At 68.6% G+C, this 14,267-nt stretch carries 14 protein-coding genes; 5 read left to right on the top strand and 9 right to left on the bottom strand.

Annotated elements, in window-relative coordinates:
• The first annotated feature begins 93 nt into the window (after positions 1-93).
• Positions 94-1,065, top strand: coding sequence for a tripartite tricarboxylate transporter substrate-binding protein (locus QY917_RS13925; protein WP_088887998.1), 972 nt, complete (start codon positions 94-96; stop codon positions 1,063-1,065).
• Between the two features lie 338 nt (positions 1,066-1,403).
• Here the strand turns inward: QY917_RS13925 and QY917_RS13930 are convergent, their stop codons facing one another.
• Positions 1,404-2,009: an acyloxyacyl hydrolase gene (locus tag QY917_RS13930; protein ID WP_088887997.1), complete on the bottom strand. Its 606-nt coding sequence runs from the start codon at positions 2,007-2,009 to the stop codon at positions 1,404-1,406.
• A 126-nt stretch (positions 2,010-2,135) separates the two neighbouring features.
• Positions 2,136-2,765 carry a Spy/CpxP family protein refolding chaperone gene (locus tag QY917_RS13935; RefSeq protein ID WP_123675422.1) on the bottom strand — a complete coding sequence of 210 codons (630 nt, stop codon included), beginning with the start codon at positions 2,763-2,765 and terminating at the stop codon, positions 2,136-2,138.
• 312 nt (positions 2,766-3,077) lie between these two features.
• On the opposite strand from QY917_RS13935, the gene QY917_RS13940 reads away from it, so the two are divergent.
• On the top strand, positions 3,078-4,055 hold the full coding sequence (locus QY917_RS13940) for a recombination-associated protein RdgC (RefSeq protein ID WP_123675421.1): 978 nt from the start codon (positions 3,078-3,080) through the stop codon (positions 4,053-4,055).
• A gap of 72 nt (positions 4,056-4,127) precedes the next feature.
• Here QY917_RS13940 and QY917_RS13945 read toward each other — a convergent pair whose 3' ends face one another.
• Entirely contained in the window at positions 4,128-5,480 is a 1,353-nt protein-coding gene (locus tag QY917_RS13945; RefSeq protein WP_123675420.1) for a dicarboxylate/amino acid:cation symporter, read from the bottom strand.
• A 169-nt stretch (positions 5,481-5,649) separates the two neighbouring features.
• Between QY917_RS13945 and QY917_RS13950 the strand changes: the two genes are divergently transcribed.
• Positions 5,650-8,304: a PAS-domain containing protein gene (locus QY917_RS13950; protein ID WP_123675419.1), complete on the top strand. Its 2,655-nt coding sequence runs from the start codon at positions 5,650-5,652 to the stop codon at positions 8,302-8,304.
• A gap of 70 nt (positions 8,305-8,374) precedes the next feature.
• Here QY917_RS13950 and QY917_RS13955 read toward each other — a convergent pair whose 3' ends face one another.
• Entirely contained in the window at positions 8,375-9,019 is a 645-nt protein-coding gene (locus QY917_RS13955) for a response regulator transcription factor (RefSeq protein WP_123675418.1), read from the bottom strand.
• Positions 9,020-9,073: 54 nt separating this feature from the next.
• Between QY917_RS13955 and QY917_RS13960 the strand changes: the two genes are divergently transcribed.
• Together QY917_RS13960 and QY917_RS13965 are read left to right on the top strand one after the other, a co-directional pair.
• On the top strand, positions 9,074-10,327 hold the full coding sequence (locus QY917_RS13960) for a nucleoside recognition domain-containing protein (RefSeq protein WP_123675417.1): 1,254 nt from the start codon (positions 9,074-9,076) through the stop codon (positions 10,325-10,327).
• Positions 10,328-10,839: 512 nt separating this feature from the next.
• On the top strand, positions 10,840-11,106 hold the full coding sequence (locus QY917_RS13965; protein ID WP_041838767.1) for a DUF3297 family protein: 267 nt from the start codon (positions 10,840-10,842) through the stop codon (positions 11,104-11,106).
• Positions 11,107-11,404: 298 nt separating this feature from the next.
• Here the strand turns inward: QY917_RS13965 and QY917_RS13970 are convergent, their stop codons facing one another.
• The 5 genes from QY917_RS13970 to QY917_RS13990 all read right to left on the bottom strand — a co-directional run bounded on the left by QY917_RS13970 (position 11,405) and on the right by QY917_RS13990 (position 14,177).
• The gene (locus QY917_RS13970; protein ID WP_123675416.1) at positions 11,405-12,592 is read right to left on the bottom strand and encodes an acetyl-CoA C-acyltransferase family protein; all 1,188 of its coding nucleotides are present in this window, start codon (positions 12,590-12,592) and stop codon (positions 11,405-11,407) included.
• The gene (locus tag QY917_RS13975) at positions 12,589-13,140 is read right to left on the bottom strand and encodes a DUF488 family protein (protein WP_123675415.1); all 552 of its coding nucleotides are present in this window, start codon (positions 13,138-13,140) and stop codon (positions 12,589-12,591) included. Before QY917_RS13975 ends, QY917_RS13970 begins: the two co-directional genes overlap by 4 nt.
• A 12-nt stretch (positions 13,141-13,152) precedes the next feature.
• Positions 13,153-13,368: a DUF2945 domain-containing protein gene (locus tag QY917_RS13980; protein WP_011803488.1), complete on the bottom strand. Its 216-nt coding sequence runs from the start codon at positions 13,366-13,368 to the stop codon at positions 13,153-13,155.
• 111 nt (positions 13,369-13,479) lie between these two features.
• Entirely contained in the window at positions 13,480-13,983 is a 504-nt protein-coding gene (cueR, locus tag QY917_RS13985) for a Cu(I)-responsive transcriptional regulator (protein WP_302077595.1), read from the bottom strand.
• Positions 13,980-14,177 (bottom strand): heavy-metal-associated domain-containing protein, encoded by a 198-nt coding sequence (locus tag QY917_RS13990; protein ID WP_012655153.1) that lies wholly within the window; start codon positions 14,175-14,177, stop codon positions 13,980-13,982. Before QY917_RS13990 ends, cueR begins: the two co-directional genes overlap by 4 nt.
• Between the last annotated feature and the right edge of the window lie 90 nt (positions 14,178-14,267).

Below are 14,267 nucleotides of genomic sequence, written 5' to 3' on the forward strand. Positions count from 1 at the left end.
GAGAAACCACGCTACCTGAAGGCCTCCACAGCACACGGCCTGCACAGCGGGTTGATCGCAGCGCCGGAGGCCATAGACCCAAGGACTCCCTCCATGACCCATGCTTTGCTCAACCGCCGCACCCTGTCCCTGCTGCTGGCCGCCGGCTGCGTGGCCGGCCCCGCGCTGGCGCAACCCGAGCGCTTTCCCAGCCGCCCGATCAAGGTGCTGATCGGCTTCACCGCCGGCGGCTCGACCGATGTGCCGTTTCGCGTGCTGGCGGAGAACGCCTCCAAGATCCTGGGACAGCCCGTGATCATCGAGAACAAGCCCGGCGCCGGCGGCGTGCTGCCCGCGCAGATGATGCAGAGCACCCCGGCCGACGGCTACACGCTCGCACAGGTGCCGCTGCCGGTGTTCCGCCTGCCCTACACGCAGAAGATCAACTGGAACCCGGCCACCGACCTGCAATACGTGATCGGCCTGGCGGGCTACGCCTTCGGCCTGGTGGTGCCCGCGGACTCGCCCATCAAGTCCATGCAGGACTACATCGCCTACGCCAAGAACAACCCCGGCAAGCTGAACTACGGCACGCCCGGTGCGCTGACCACGTTGCACCTGACGATGGAGAACATCGCCCTGCAGGCCGGCGTGACGCTGAACCACATCCCCTACAAGGGCAACTCCGAGTCGCTGCAGGCCGTGCTGGGCGGGCATGTGATGTCGATTGCCGACACGCCCGGCTGGGCGCCGTACGTGGAGCAGGGCAAGCTGCGCGTGCTGTCGGTCTGGGGGGACAAGCGCTCGGCCCGCTTCCCCAACGTGCCCACGCTCAAGGAAGTGGGCATCAACCTGGTGCAGACCTCGCCGTTCGGCCTGGTGGTGCCCAAGGGCACAGACCCGAAGATCGCCCAGGTGCTGCACGACGCCTTCAAGAAGGCCATGGAGATGCCCAACTACAAGGAGTCCCTGGCGAAGTTCGACATGGACACCTACTACATGGACAGCGCCACCTACAAGCAGTACGCGCTGGACACCATGAAGACTGAGAAGGTCATCATCGAGAAGCTTGGCTTGGCCAAATAACCCGGCTTGCAGGAAAAATGGCTGCTGGCGCTTGATGGGCAAGCGCTGGCAGCTATCAATAATGAAGCACACCGGCCGACGGCCTGACCCACGCGGCCATCGCTCCGGTTATTCATGAATGTGTCTATTACTTCATAGTGGTAGTAGTAGAGCCCGCGCCATTTTGTGGACAAGCCGCTTTTTCTGAATGACGGCGCGTACTTGCGCTACTGCAAAGTCTGTGTCCCGGCACCGGGTCAAGTCCGGCCTGAAATGGGTACAACTGCGCCGGTGGGACGGGTGCTGTGGACAAGGCGCAGATGACCAGCGCCGCATCCCCAGGCTTGTCCACAGGCCGCTCAGAAGTGCAACGCGTAGCGCAGTTGCAGGAAGTTCTCCCCGGGGTTGGGGCTCTTGATGCCGGCGTTGGACACGTGCTGCACGCTCAGCATCAGCTCATGCTGGCGCTGTGCGCCGAAATTGCGCCCCAGGCCCAGGTGCGAGGCAAAGTTGAAGCGGGTGCTGAACTCATGGTCCTGCACGCGGTAGCGGTGGCTGGCCACGGTGGCACCGATGCCGGCCTCCCAGAACCAGGGGGAACGGCCCTCGTCGGGGCGCAGGCGCAGCGTGGGCGCCACGCCCACCACCACGGCGCTGTTGTGCCCGCCGATGCCGTCAAAGGACCAGCGGCTCAGTGAAACATCCCAATGGCCGCGCAGCTCGCCGCCCCACAGCGGGCGGCGCCAGGTGCCCCAGGGCAGGGTGGCACCGATGGTGATGGCATCCGTCTGGCGCCGCGCCCATTCGCCCTGCACGTAGACCGAAGGGGCGTAGGCCCGGTCCTCTGACGGCTGCGCAAGGGCTGGTGTGGCCGTGAGGCACGCAGCGGCAGCTGCGAGAAAAGGCGCCGGGGAGAGAAGGGCGGTGCGCCGGAAAAAGGCGCTGCGGCGGGCGATGGTAGGCATGGTTGCGAGGTGTTGTTGTTACCTGAATATGTAACCACTGTAGCCCCCCACTGCCCAGCCGCCCTGTAGGCCAGAGCCGCAGCCCGCGGCCGGGCGCAGCGGATGCGCACCCGGCCCTGGGCAGGCTTACTGCGGCGTCAGCGGCGCGCCGGGAGCTGCGCCTGTGCCCGGGCCAGGGCCTTGGTGGCGCATGCCGCGACCGTCACCGCGGAAGTCGCCCCGCGCACCGTCCTTGCCCCAGCGCTTGCCCATGGGGTGGTCGCCGCCCCAGTGGCGGTACATGCGCTTGCCTTCGGCGTCGAAGGTCTTTTGCTGCGCCGGCGTCAGCGTGCCATAGAAGGCCTTGACGGCGTCGCCGCGGCGGTCCATCTCGGCCGCACGCTGGGAGCGCAGCGCGCGCATGCGGTCGATGCGCTCGGGCGTGGTGAGCTGGTCCATGCCCTGCCAATCCAGCCGCGCCTTGCGTGCGTCGGCGTCGGGCTTCATGGACTGCAGGAAGCTGTTCCATGCGGGCTCCTGCTCGGGCGTGAGCTGCAGCTTGCGCTTGAACGCCTCGGCGCGCTGGGCCCTGTACTGCTCGCGCTGCTCGGGCGTCAGGGCGCGCTGGCGCGGACGCTGCTGCGCCTGGGATGCGCCTTGCTCGGTGGCGGCTGGGCCGGGGCCGGGTTGCGCCAGGGTGGGCACAGCCATGCCGGCGAGCACAGCGGCCGCCACGGCGGTGGCGGCCAGGCGCTGGGTGATCTTGAAACGGGCCATGGTGTTTCCTTTCTTGCTTCACACAGGAAGTGATGGGCGCCTGGTGGTCCACCCGAATGGGGGACACTGCACCCTGCGCTTGCAAAGCAGTGTGCGCCGCGTGTGTAACGCGCCCGTGAGCGAATTCTGCGCCTGTGTAAAGTTCTGCTATTCACCCGGCATGCCCCACCCTGCCGGCTACAGTCGTTTTATGCCAAAAGTGCCTCCAGCGCTTATCCAATAAGCGCTGACAGCTATCAAATCAGGACCATTCACCGCCCCGCCCGTCGTGCAGCCCTGGCGCGGGGCCGGCATTTCAAAAGGAATCTCCCCGTGTTCAAGAACATGATCGTGTACCGCATTGCCCCCGAGTGGCAGGTGGAGCTGACCCAGCTGGAGGAAGCGCTGGCCAAGGCGCCCTTCCAGGAGTGCGGCGCCACGCAGGAAAAGTCCAGCGGCTGGGTGCCCCCGCGCGGCGAGGCCCACGGGCTGCTGGCCGAGAGCGTGGGCGGCCACTGGATGCTGCGCTTTCAATGGGAAGCCAAGATGCTCCCGGCCACCGTGCTGGCGCGCAAGGTGAAGGAAAAGGCCGCGCAGATCGAGCAGCAGACCGGCCGCAAGCCCGGCAAGAAGGAAACCAAGGAACTCAAGGAAGAGGCCAAGCTGGACCTCCTGCCCATGGCCTTCACCAAGCAGGGCGGCACCTGGGTGTGGATCGACCCACAGGCGCATTTGCTGGTGCTGGATACCGGCGCCCAGGGCCGTGCCGACGAGGTGGTGAGCCTGCTGGTGGAGCACCTGCCCGGCCTGTCGCTGGCGCTGCTGGACACGCAGACCAGCCCTCAGGCGGCGATGGCGCTGTGGCTCAAGGAGCAGGAGCCGCCGGCGGGCTTTTCCATCGACCGCGAGTGCGAGCTGAAGGCGCCCGACGAGACCAAGGCCGTGGTGCGCTACGCCCGCCACCCGCTGGACATTGAGGAAGTGCAGGGCCACATCGAGGCGGGCAAGCTGCCCACCAAGCTCGCCATGAGCTGGGACGACCGCGTGAGCTTCGTGCTGACCGAGGGGTTGCAGCTCAAGAAGGTGGCGTTCCTGGACACGGTGTTCGAGGGCCAGGCGCAGGACGATGGCGGCTTCGATGCCGACGTGGCGATCGCCACGGGCGAGCTGTCGCAGCTGATTCCCGACCTGATCGCGGCGCTGGGCGGCGAGGGGCGCACGAGCCTGGGGGGCGCTGCTGCCGCCCCCGCACCAGCCGCCGGGGCCTTGCATGCTGCGGCCAGCGGCCCCGACGACGACGCGCCGTTCTAAGGGCATGAAAAAAGCCCACGCGCCGTTGCCGGTGCATGGGCTTTGGGGCCTGGCCTGAAGGCCGCTGCCGGATCAGGCCCGGTGGCGGGCCAGCACGACGGGTTCCACCGCCCGTTCGGGCTCGGGCAGGAACTCGGCCTCACCGTCCAGCACGCGGTGCAGGCGGTCGGCATCCAGCGCGTTTTCCCAGCGCGACACCACCACCGTGGCCACGGCGTTGCCGATGAAGTTGGTGAGCGAGCGGCACTCGCTCATGAAGCGGTCCACGCCCAGGATCAGCGCCATGCCGGCCACCGGCACCTCGGGCACCACGGCCAGGGTGGCGGCCAGGGTGATGAAGCCCGCGCCGGTCACGCCGGCCGCGCCCTTGGACGACAGCATCGCCACCAGCAGCAGCGCGATCTGGTGGCCCAGCGTTAGGTGCGTGTCGGTGGCCTGCGCGATGAACAGCGCGGCCAGCGTCATGTAGATGTTGGTGCCGTCCAGGTTGAACGAGTAGCCCGTGGGCACCACCAGGCCCACCACGGACTTGCTGCAGCCGGCCTTTTCCATCTTTTCCATCAGCGAGGGCAGGGCGGACTCGGACGAGGAGGTGCCCAGCACCAGCAGCAGCTCGGCCTTCAGGTAGCGGATCAGCTTGAGCACCGAGAAGCCGCAGGCCCGTGCCACCGCGCCCAGCACCACCAGCACGAACACGGCCGAGGTGATGTAGAAGGTGAGCACCAGCTCGGCCAGGTTCACCAGCGAACCCAGGCCGAACTTGCCGATGGTGAACGCCATGGCGCCGAAGGCGCCGATGGGCGCGGCCTTCATGACGATGTTCACCAGCTTGAACACGGGTTTGGTCAGGCCGTCCAGAAAGTCCAGGATGGGCTTGCCGGCGTCGCCCACCATGGCCAGCGACACGCCGAACAGCACGGCCACCAGCAGCACCTGCAGGATGTTGTCGCCCACGAAGGGGCTGATCAGCGTCTTGGGAATGATGTCCAGCGCGAAGCCGGTGAGAGTCATCTCGTGCGACTTGCTCACGTAGCCCTTGACGGCGGTCTGGTCCAGCTCGGCCACGTTGATGTGCATGCCGGTGCCGGGCTGCATCACGTTGGCCACCACCAGGCCCACCACCAGCGCCAGCGTGGAGAAGGTGAGGAAGTACGCCATGGCCTTGCCGAACACCCGGCCCACGGCGCTCAGGTGGCTCATGCTGGCGATGCCGGTGACGATGGTCAGGAAGATCACCGGCGCGATGATCATCTTGATGAGCTTGATGAAGGCATCGCCGAACGGCTTCATCGCCGCGCCGTACTCGGGCTGGAAGTGGCCCAGCAGCACGCCGATGATGATGGCGAACACCACCTGGAAATACAGTTGGCGATAGAACGGAAGCCGCACCGACGGGGCGGGGGCGGCAGAGGGAATGGCATGCATGCGGCGTGTCTCCGGAGGTCGAAAAAAAGACGCGCCAGGGCCGTGCAATGCCGCGCATCTTTGGAAGTCCGCGGTTGTACCCCTGCATCGCCGCCGCGCCGATAACCTATTGGTATTAGACGCCGCGCCCGCCCCGCCCACGGACACCAAACCCAGGGACACTCCGCCCATGCCGCTACGCCGCCGCCGCCCCCTGCTCACCGCGCTTGTCGCACTGTTCGTGCTGGCGGGCATGGCCGTGTGCATGCTATTGGCCAGCCAGTACGCGCAGCGCCGTGCGCTGCACGACGAAAGCCAGGGGGTGCGGCGCCAGCTCACGCTGTACGGCCAGGCGCTGGAGCAGCGCATCGACCGCTTTCGCACCCTGCCCGAGGTGCTGGCGCTGGACGCGCAGCTGAGGGACGCGCTGACCCACCCGCTCACGCCCGCCGAGGTGGACGTGCTCAACCGCAAGCTGGAGCAGGCCAACGGCGCCAGCCATTCGTCCACACTCACGCTCATCAACCTGCAAGGCCGCGCCATCGCCGCCAGCAACTGGCGCGACACTCCCAACAACGTGGGAGAGGACTACCACTTCCGCCCCTACGTGCAGCAGGCGCTGGCGCAGGGCCACGGGCGGTTCTACGGCATCGGCCTGACCACGGGGGAGGCGGGCTACTTCCTGTCCACGGCGATCCGCGGTGATGACGGGCAGACGCTGGGCCTGGTGGCCATCAAGATCCTGCTGACCGAGCTGGAACGCGAATGGCGCCAGAGCCCCGACGTAGTGCTGGCCTCGGACGCGCACGGCGTGGTCTTCCTCGCCAGCCGCGACGCCTGGCGCTACCGGCTGCTGGCGCCCCTCACGCCCCAGGCGCGCCAGGAGCTGGAGGCCACGCGCCAGTACACCGGCCAGCCCCTCACGCCGCTGGGCCTGCAGGTGGAGCGGCGGGTGGACGAAGGCACGGTGCTGGCACGCGCGCAGGAGCCCCCCTTGCCCGGCCCGCTGCTGTGGCACACGCAGGAGCTGGCAGGCACCGGCTGGCAACTGCACCTGCTGCACCACGCGGACAGCGCCATCGAGGCCCGCCGCTGGGCGGCCGGTGCGGCCGCGGGCCTGTGGCTGGCCCTGGCACTGCTGGTGCTGTTCGTGCGCCAGCGCCAGCGCCTGGCCCTGCTGCGCCAGCGCAGCCGCCAGGAACTGGAGACCGTGCTGCGCCAGCATGCCCAGGAGCTGCGCACCGCGCAGGACGGCATCGTGCAGGCCGCGCGCGAGGCCGACACCGGCCTGTCGCGTAGCCTGCAGCACCTGCCCCAGGGCGTGGTGGTGATCGACCGCGACCTGAACCTGGTGGCGTGGAACTCGCGCTACGTGGAACTGTTTCGCTTTCCGCCCGAGCTGATGCGCGTGGGCACGCCGGTGGAGGCGCTGATCCGCCACAACGCGCGGCGCGGCCTGCTGGGCGCCACGCCCACCGAGGACGCCATCCAGCGGCGCCTGCAGCACCTGCGCAGCGGCAAGCCCCACCTGCATGAGAGCGCCAAGAGCGACGGCACGGTGCTGGAGATCCGCGGCAACCCGCTGCCCGACGGCGGCTTCGTGACCAGCTACGCCGACATCACCAGCTACAAGAACGCCGCACGCGAGCTGCGTTCGCTGGCCGATGCGCTGGAGCTGCGCATTGCCGAACGCACGCGCGATCTGGACGCCGCCCGGCGCGAGGCCGAGGCCGCCAACCGCTACAAGACCCGCTTCGTGGCCGCCGCGGTGCACGACCTGCTGCAGCCGCTGAATGCGGCGCGCATGTTCGCCTCGCTGCTGCGCGGCCACCTGCACGACGCCGCCGGACGCCAGGTGGCCGACAGCATCGACGGCGCGCTGGCCGCGCAGGACGGCATCCTCAACAGCCTGCTGGACATCTCGCGCATGGAATCGGGCCAGTTGGAGGTGCATGTGCGCGACTTCGCGCTCGGCCCGCTGCTGCAGGTGATGCAGCACAACTTCGGCATCATCGCCGCCAGCCGGGGCCTGCGCCTGCGCACCGTAGGCACGCGCTACGCGGTGCGCAGCGACGAGGCACTGCTGCGGCGCATCCTGCAGAACCTGGTGTCCAACGCCATCCGCTACACACCCCGCGGGCGCGTGCTGATCGGCTGCCGGCGCCGCGGCCGGTACCTGCGCATCGAGGTGCATGACCAGGGCCCCGGCATTCCCGAGAGCCTGCAGCGCGAGATCTTCGAGGAGTTCCGCCGCCTGGGCGAGGGCCACAGCCAGGATGGCGACCGTGGTGCGGGCCTGGGGCTGGCCATCGTCGAGCGCCTGGGCAAGCTGCTGGGCCACGAGATCGGCCTGCGCTCCGAACTGGGGCGCGGCAGCGTGTTCTGGGTGTGCGTGCCGCTGGCCGATGCCGCTGCCGCACCCCGCCCCGCCGCCGCGGGCGCAGCCGCCCCGCCCGAGGGCGACCAGCCCCTGCAGGGCACCACGGCCTGGTACATCGACGACGATGCGCCCAGTTGCGAGGCCACCGGCGCATTGCTGCGCCGCTGGGGCTGCGAGGTGCCTTTGGCGGGCGGCCCGCAGTCGGCCCTGGACTTGGCCGCGCCCGGCAACGCGCCACAGCTGGTGCTGCTGGACGTGCGCATGGGGCCCTTCCACGGCCCCGACCTGTACGACCGGCTGTGCACCGTGTGGGGCCAGGCACCCTCGGTGGTGCTGGTGACGGCCGAGCGCAGCAGCACCCTGCGCCGCCAGGCGGCCGAGCGCGGCTGGGGCTACCTGCTCAAGCCCGTGCGCCCGTCTGCACTGCGCGCGCTCATCAGCCAGATGATGCTACGCAAACAGTAGCTGCTAACGCTTGTCAGACAAGCGCTAGAGGCCGATTGGGCTTGAAACTTGTGTAGGCAGGGTACTGCGCTCAGGGCGCGGCTTCCGGCTCCGTCTCCAGGCTTTTCACCAGCACCGCGGCCTGGGTGCGGCTGTAGCACTCCAGCTTTTTCAGGATGGCCGTCACATGCACCTTGACGGTGTTCTCGGCCAGGCCCAGCTCGTGCGCGATCTGCTTGTTGAGCAGGCCATCGGCCAGGCACAGCAGCACGCGGAACTGCTGCGGCGTGAGCTGCGCGAGCTTGGCGGCCAGCGCGGCGTCGGCCTCGGAGCGCTCGGCCGCCATGGGCGGGAACCAGCTGCCGCCGTCCAGCACGGCCCGAATGGCGGCGCCCATGTCCTCGGCCAGGGCCGACTTGGGGATGAACCCCGCCGCACCGAACTGCTGCGCACGGCGGATCACACGCGGGTGGTCGTTGGACGAGATCACCACCACCGGCACCTGCGGGTACTCCCCGCGCACGTGCAGCAGGGCCGAGAAGCCCCGCGCGCCGGGCATGGCCAGGTCCAGCAGCACCAGCTCCACCTCGGGGTGGTCCTGCAGCGCCTGTCCCAGCGTGGCGGCGCTGGCGGCCTCCAGCGTCTGCAGCGGCGCAAAGCGCTCATGCAGCACCTGGATCAGCGCCGCGCGGAACAGCGGGTGGTCGTCGGCAACGAGCAGGGTGGGGGGCGGCATGGGGTGCAGTCTGCCACGGCGCACGGACGGGGCCAGCCGCTACCATCGAGTTCCATGGCACTCAACTGGGTCTGGACGGGGTTTTTCATCGTGGCATTCGCCACCGCCGTGGTGCGCTGGCTGCTGGGCGAAGCGGGCATCTTCCAGGCCCTGCTGACGGCGCTGTTCGACGGCGCGCGTGCGGGCTTCGAGATCTCGCTGGGCCTGGCCGGCATCATGGCGCTGTGGCTGGGCCTGATGCGCGTGGGCGAGCGCGCCGGCATGGTCGAGCTGCTGGCGCGCCTGGCCGGGCCGCTGCTCACGCGGCTGTTTCCCGGCGTGCCCGCCGGCCACCCGGCCCAGGGCGCGATGACCATGAACATCAGCGCCAACCTGCTGGGGCTGGACAACGCGGCCACGCCGCTGGGCCTCAAGGCCATGCAGGAGTTGCAGACGCTCAACCGCGAACCGGCGGGCACGGCCAGCAACGCGCAGATCATGTTCGTGGTGATGAATACGGCGGGGCTGACGCTGATCCCCACATCCGTCATCGCCATCCGCCAGAGCGTGGCGCTGAAGCAGGGCCTGGGCGCGGGCTTCAACGCGGCCGACATCTTCCTGCCCACGCTGCTGGTCACCTTCGCCTCGCTGCTGGCGGGCGTGCTGGCGGTGGCGCTCTTTCAGCGCCTGCCGATCTGGCGCGCGCGCCTGCTGCTGCCTTTGCTGGCCGTGGGCGGCGTGCTGGCGGCGGCGGTGGCGGGCCTGGCGCAACTGCCCGCAGAGCAAGCCGCCCAGATTGCGGGTGCCACGGGCGCGGGCGTGATCCTGGGGGTGGTGGCGCTGTTCCTGCTGGCCGGGGCCTGGCGCCGCGTGAACGTGTACGACGCCTTCATCGACGGCGCCAAGGAGGGCTTTGCCGTGGCGGTGCAGATCATTCCGTACCTGGTGGCCATCCTGGCGGCCATCGGCGTGTTCCGCGCCGCGGGCTGCATGGATGCGCTGCTGGCGGCCATCGGCGCGGGGGTGGCGGCGCTGGGGTGGAACACCGACTTCCTGCCGGCCCTGCCCGTGGGGCTGATGAAGGTGCTCTCGGGCGCCGGCGCCCGGGGTTTGATGATCGACGTGCTGCAGACGCACGGCGTGGATTCCTTCGTGGGGCGCCTGGCCGCCATCGTGCAGGGCTCCACCGAGACCACCTTCTACGTGCTGGCCGTGTACTTCGGCAGCGTGGGCGTGAAGCACACACGCCACGCACTGGCCTGCGCGTTGGTGGCCGATGCCGTGGGGCTGCTGGCCGCGATCGGTGTGGGCTACGCGCTGCTGCGCTGACCGCAACCTTCCCTCTTTCCCCAAAAAGCGCCTGACAAGGCGCTTTTTTTTCGCCAAAGCCTCCTCAATCCGGGGCCGAGAAAGGGGTTTTGTGCGGCGCTGCGGTTTGCCACGGGTTGTTCTTTGTAGTTCTTATAAAGAATAGTCGTAGTAGTAGAGGGCGGCCCGGCCTGTGGGCAAGCCGATTTTTGTTTGACAGATCAAGCACTTGCGCTGCGCCAAAGCATGGGGACGGCCGCAGGCGCCTGCTGTACCGCAAATGGGGACAAGCCCCAGATGCGCCCCGCACCTGTGTATAACTGGTCAGTTGTGCCAGAACGCTCCGCAGACTTATCCACAAGGCGGCCTTCCCGGAATGACTGCCGAACAAAAACGGCGCAAGCGAAGGCTGACACAGCGTTAGAAGCTCCTTTTTCAGGAGCGATGGAGCCGTGGCACCGCGATACAGGCCACAACCGCCCCGAGATTGCGGGACAATGCAGGCCCTTTACTGCTTTCCGAGACCTTTCCCTGTGACCGACTCCGCCCTGCTCCCCTTGCCCGACCGCCTGGCCATCGACCCGCGCAGCCCGCACCATGTGGCGGCGGTGTTCCAGCAGGCGGCGGACATCGGCATCCGCTTCAACGGCAAGGAGCGTGTCGACGTGGAGGAGTACTGCGTGAGCGAGGGCTGGATCAAGGTGCCCGCCGGCAAGACACTGGACCGCAAGGGCCGGCCGCTGCTCATCACCCTCAAGGGCAGCGTGGAGGTGTTCTACAAGCCGGAAGCCGCGGCATAAAAAAAAGCTACCCGGCGGGATCGGGTGGCTGGTGGGTGGATGCCCGCTGGTTCATCGGCCCGGTAGTGGCCGCGCAACCCTTCCCCTCATGATGTCCGACGTGCCGCCGTGGATGCGCAGCCTGCGCGCGTCGGTTCAGAAAAGCGCGGGAATCGGGTATGCAGCCCTAGGGTCGGAGCCACCCAAGAGCTGCATGCAGGCGTTCTGATCGGCCGTGAGGAAGGCGCGGGATCGTTTGGTTGCTACTTAATCAGGAGCTAGCAGCGCTTGATGGACAAGCGCTGAAGGCCAGAACGACTCAAACCCGTTCGAAGATGGCCGCGATGCCCTGGCCGCCGCCGATGCACATGGTCACCAGCGCGTAGCGCCCGCCCGTGCGGTGCAACTCGGCAATCGCCTTGGTGGTGATGATGGCGCCCGTGGCACCCACGGGGTGGCCCAGCGAAATGCCCGAGCCGTTGGGGTTGACCTTGGCGGGGTCCAGGCCCAGTTCCTGCACCACGGCGCAGGCCTGGGCGGCGAAGGCCTCGTTGGCCTCGATCACGTCCATGTCCTGCACCTTCAGGCCGGTGCGCTGCAGCACCTTCTGCGTAGCGGGCACGGGGCCGATGCCCATGTAAGCCGGGTCCACCCCGGCGTGCGCATAGCCGACGAGGCGCGCCAGGGGTTTCAGGCCCAGGGCGGCCACGCGGTCACCCGCAGCCAGCACCACGGCGGCAGCGCCGTCGTTGATGCCCGAGGCGTTGCCGGCCGTGACCGTGCCGCCTTCCTTCTTGAACGCGGGCTTCATGCCCGCCAGCACGTCCAGCGTGGTGGCGGCGCGCACATGTTCGTCTTCCTGGAACAGCACGGTGCCCTTGCGCGTGGCGATTTCGACCGGAACGATCTGTTCCTTGAAGTAGCCGGCGGCGATGGCGGCGGCGGCGCGCTGCTGGCTGGCCAGGGCGAGCTGGTCCTGCATCTCGCGCGAAATTTGGTAGCGCTCGGCCACGTTCTCGGCGGTGATGCCCATGTGCATCTTCTGCCAGGGGTCGTGCAGGATGCCGAGCATGTAGTCGATGCTCTTGCTGTCGCCCATGCGCTGGCCCCAGCGCGCGCCCTGGTCGAAGTAGGGGCCGCGGCTCATGGATTCCGAGCCACCGCCCACGGCCACGTCGCAGTCGCCATAGCCGATGGCCTGCGCGGCGCTGATGATGGCCTGCAGGCCCGAGCCGCACAGGCGGTTGACGTTGAAGGCGGGCGTCTCGATGGGGCAGCCGGCGTCAATCGCCGCCACGCGGCTCAGGTACGCGTCTTTGGTGTCGGTGGGGATCACGTTGCCCATCACCACATGGCCCACGGCGTTGGGCGCGATGCCGGCGCGCGCGATGGCGGCCTTCACGGCGGTGGTGGCGAGCTGGGTGTTGGGCACGTCCTTCAGGCTGCCGCCGAAGGTGCCGATGGCGGTGCGTGCGGTGCTGACGACGAAGACTTCGCGGTGGGTCATGGGGCAGATACGGTGGTTGGAGGTGGATAGGTGACCGTACCGTCCGGGTGGACCTGCGCGGCCGGGGTGAGTGTCGCACTCTCGGTGCGCGCGCCCAGGATGTGGCGCACCGCGCCGCCGGCGGCCAGCACGTGGTCGGTGATGATGCGGCGGTGGCAGCGCCACCACACGGCCTCGGCGCACATGATGGCGCAGGGCTCGCGTGCCGCGGCCATGCGCAGCGCGGCCAGCGCGGCGCGAAAGGCGGGCTGCAGCGCGTAGTCGGCGTAGTTGTGGAAGCTGCGGTTGTCCCAGTAGCCGTTGGTGGTGGGCGGCACGCCGCGCTGCAGGGGGCGGCGCCCGCCCAGCGCCGGCATGTGGGTGTAGGCGATGCCCTGCGCGGCCAGCGCGCCGGGCAGCCGGTCCTCGTGGAATTGCGGCTGGCGCAGCGAGCGCGGGATGGCGCGCACGTCGATCACCCGTGTCACGCCTTCGCGCTGCAGCAGCGCGATGAAGTCCTGCACCGCCAGCGTGGAATGCCCGATGGTGTAGAGCGGCGGCGCGGCCATTGCGTGCGCCGCTCAGCGGGCCAGGCGGTGCAGCGCGCTGCCCTTGTGCAGCGCGACATGGTCGGTCTTGTCGCTCTGGATCTCGTACTGCGGCTCTTCGGCGCTGGCGTGGTGGGTGTAGCCCTTCCACTGCAGCGCGCGGGTGTGGACGGCGGTGATGCGCCCGCTGACGCGGCCGGCCTCGGAGTTCCAGCTGACGTGGTCGCCCACCTTGAAAGGGTGTGCCATGGCATGCCTCCTGCAGGGTGTGTCAAGGCGGCCATTGTGGCCCGGCCTGCAGGTTGGTTTGGGGTGTTTTAGGCCTCCAGCGCCCTGTTCACAAGCGCTGACAGCTATGAATTAAATAGCGACTTCGGCGGCGCCGCTATTCGGGGTGCCGGCCATGGCCAGATCGTCCAGGATCGGGCAGTCCGGCCGGTCGTCGCCGTGGCAGCAGTGCACCAGCGCCTGCAGGCTGCGCTGCATGGCCTGCATGGCGGCGATGCGCTCGCTCAGGTTGTCGATGTGCGCCTGGGCAATGCGTTTGACCTGGCTGCTGGCGCGCTGCTTGTCCTGCCACAGGCCGAGCAGGGTGGCGATCTCCTCCATCGAGAAGCCCAGGTCGCGCGCACGGCGGATGAAGCGCAGGGTGTGCACATCGGCCTCGGTGTACTGGCGGTAGCCGCTGTCGGTGCGCGCCACGCCGGTCAGCAGGCCCAGTGATTCGTAGTGGCGCAGCATGCGCGCCGAGACGCCTGCGCGCTCGGCGGCGGTGCCGATGGCCACGGGCCAGTCCAGCGCGGCCGCGTGCCCAGCGACGGCGCGGGGCACGCGGTGGGCGGGGCGCCGCGGCGCGGTGCTCATGCGGCGACCTTGTAGCCTTCTTCCTGGATGGCGTTGGCCAACGCCTCGCGCGACTTGTCGCTCTCCACGATGACCTGGCCGGTGGCCAGGTCCACCTTCACGAGGGCGTCGGTGTCGACCTGGCGCACCGCGTGCACCACGGCGCGTTCGCAGTGGCCGCAGGTCATTCCCTGGACTTGAAATGTGTATTGCATGATGGTCCTCTCGATCAAAGGGCGGTGGATGGGTTGCGGGCCAGCGGGTGGCCGACAGCTGCATCATGAAGCCTGACATGGTGTCAAAGT

It is taken from the genome of Diaphorobacter sp. C33, assembly GCF_030503915.1.
GTDB classification, from domain to species: Bacteria; Pseudomonadota; Gammaproteobacteria; order Burkholderiales; family Burkholderiaceae_C; genus Diaphorobacter; species Diaphorobacter nitroreducens.

What these genes read in the sequence shown, in the direction of transcription:
- QY917_RS13930 (WP_088887997.1), bottom strand. Translation starts at nt 2,009, where the DNA reads ATGCCTACCATCGCCCGCCGCAGCGCCTTTTTCCGGCGCACCGCCCTT.
- QY917_RS13960 (WP_123675417.1), top strand. Translation starts at nt 9,074, where the DNA reads ATGGCACTCAACTGGGTCTGGACGGGGTTTTTCATCGTGGCATTCGCC.
- QY917_RS13955 (WP_123675418.1), bottom strand. Translation starts at nt 9,019, where the DNA reads ATGCCGCCCCCCACCCTGCTCGTTGCCGACGACCACCCGCTGTTCCGC.
- QY917_RS13990 (WP_012655153.1), bottom strand. Translation starts at nt 14,177, where the DNA reads ATGCAATACACATTTCAAGTCCAGGGAATGACCTGCGGCCACTGCGAA.
- cueR (WP_302077595.1), bottom strand. Translation starts at nt 13,983, where the DNA reads ATGAGCACCGCGCCGCGGCGCCCCGCCCACCGCGTGCCCCGCGCCGTC.
- QY917_RS13925 (WP_088887998.1), top strand. Translation starts at nt 94, where the DNA reads ATGACCCATGCTTTGCTCAACCGCCGCACCCTGTCCCTGCTGCTGGCC.
- QY917_RS13945 (WP_123675420.1), bottom strand. Translation starts at nt 5,480, where the DNA reads ATGCATGCCATTCCCTCTGCCGCCCCCGCCCCGTCGGTGCGGCTTCCG.
- QY917_RS13970 (WP_123675416.1), bottom strand. Translation starts at nt 12,592, where the DNA reads ATGACCCACCGCGAAGTCTTCGTCGTCAGCACCGCACGCACCGCCATC.
- QY917_RS13980 (WP_011803488.1), bottom strand. Translation starts at nt 13,368, where the DNA reads ATGGCACACCCTTTCAAGGTGGGCGACCACGTCAGCTGGAACTCCGAG.
- QY917_RS13950 (WP_123675419.1), top strand. Translation starts at nt 5,650, where the DNA reads ATGCCGCTACGCCGCCGCCGCCCCCTGCTCACCGCGCTTGTCGCACTG.
- QY917_RS13935 (WP_123675422.1), bottom strand. Translation starts at nt 2,765, where the DNA reads ATGGCCCGTTTCAAGATCACCCAGCGCCTGGCCGCCACCGCCGTGGCG.
- QY917_RS13975 (WP_123675415.1), bottom strand. Translation starts at nt 13,140, where the DNA reads ATGGCCGCGCCGCCGCTCTACACCATCGGGCATTCCACGCTGGCGGTG.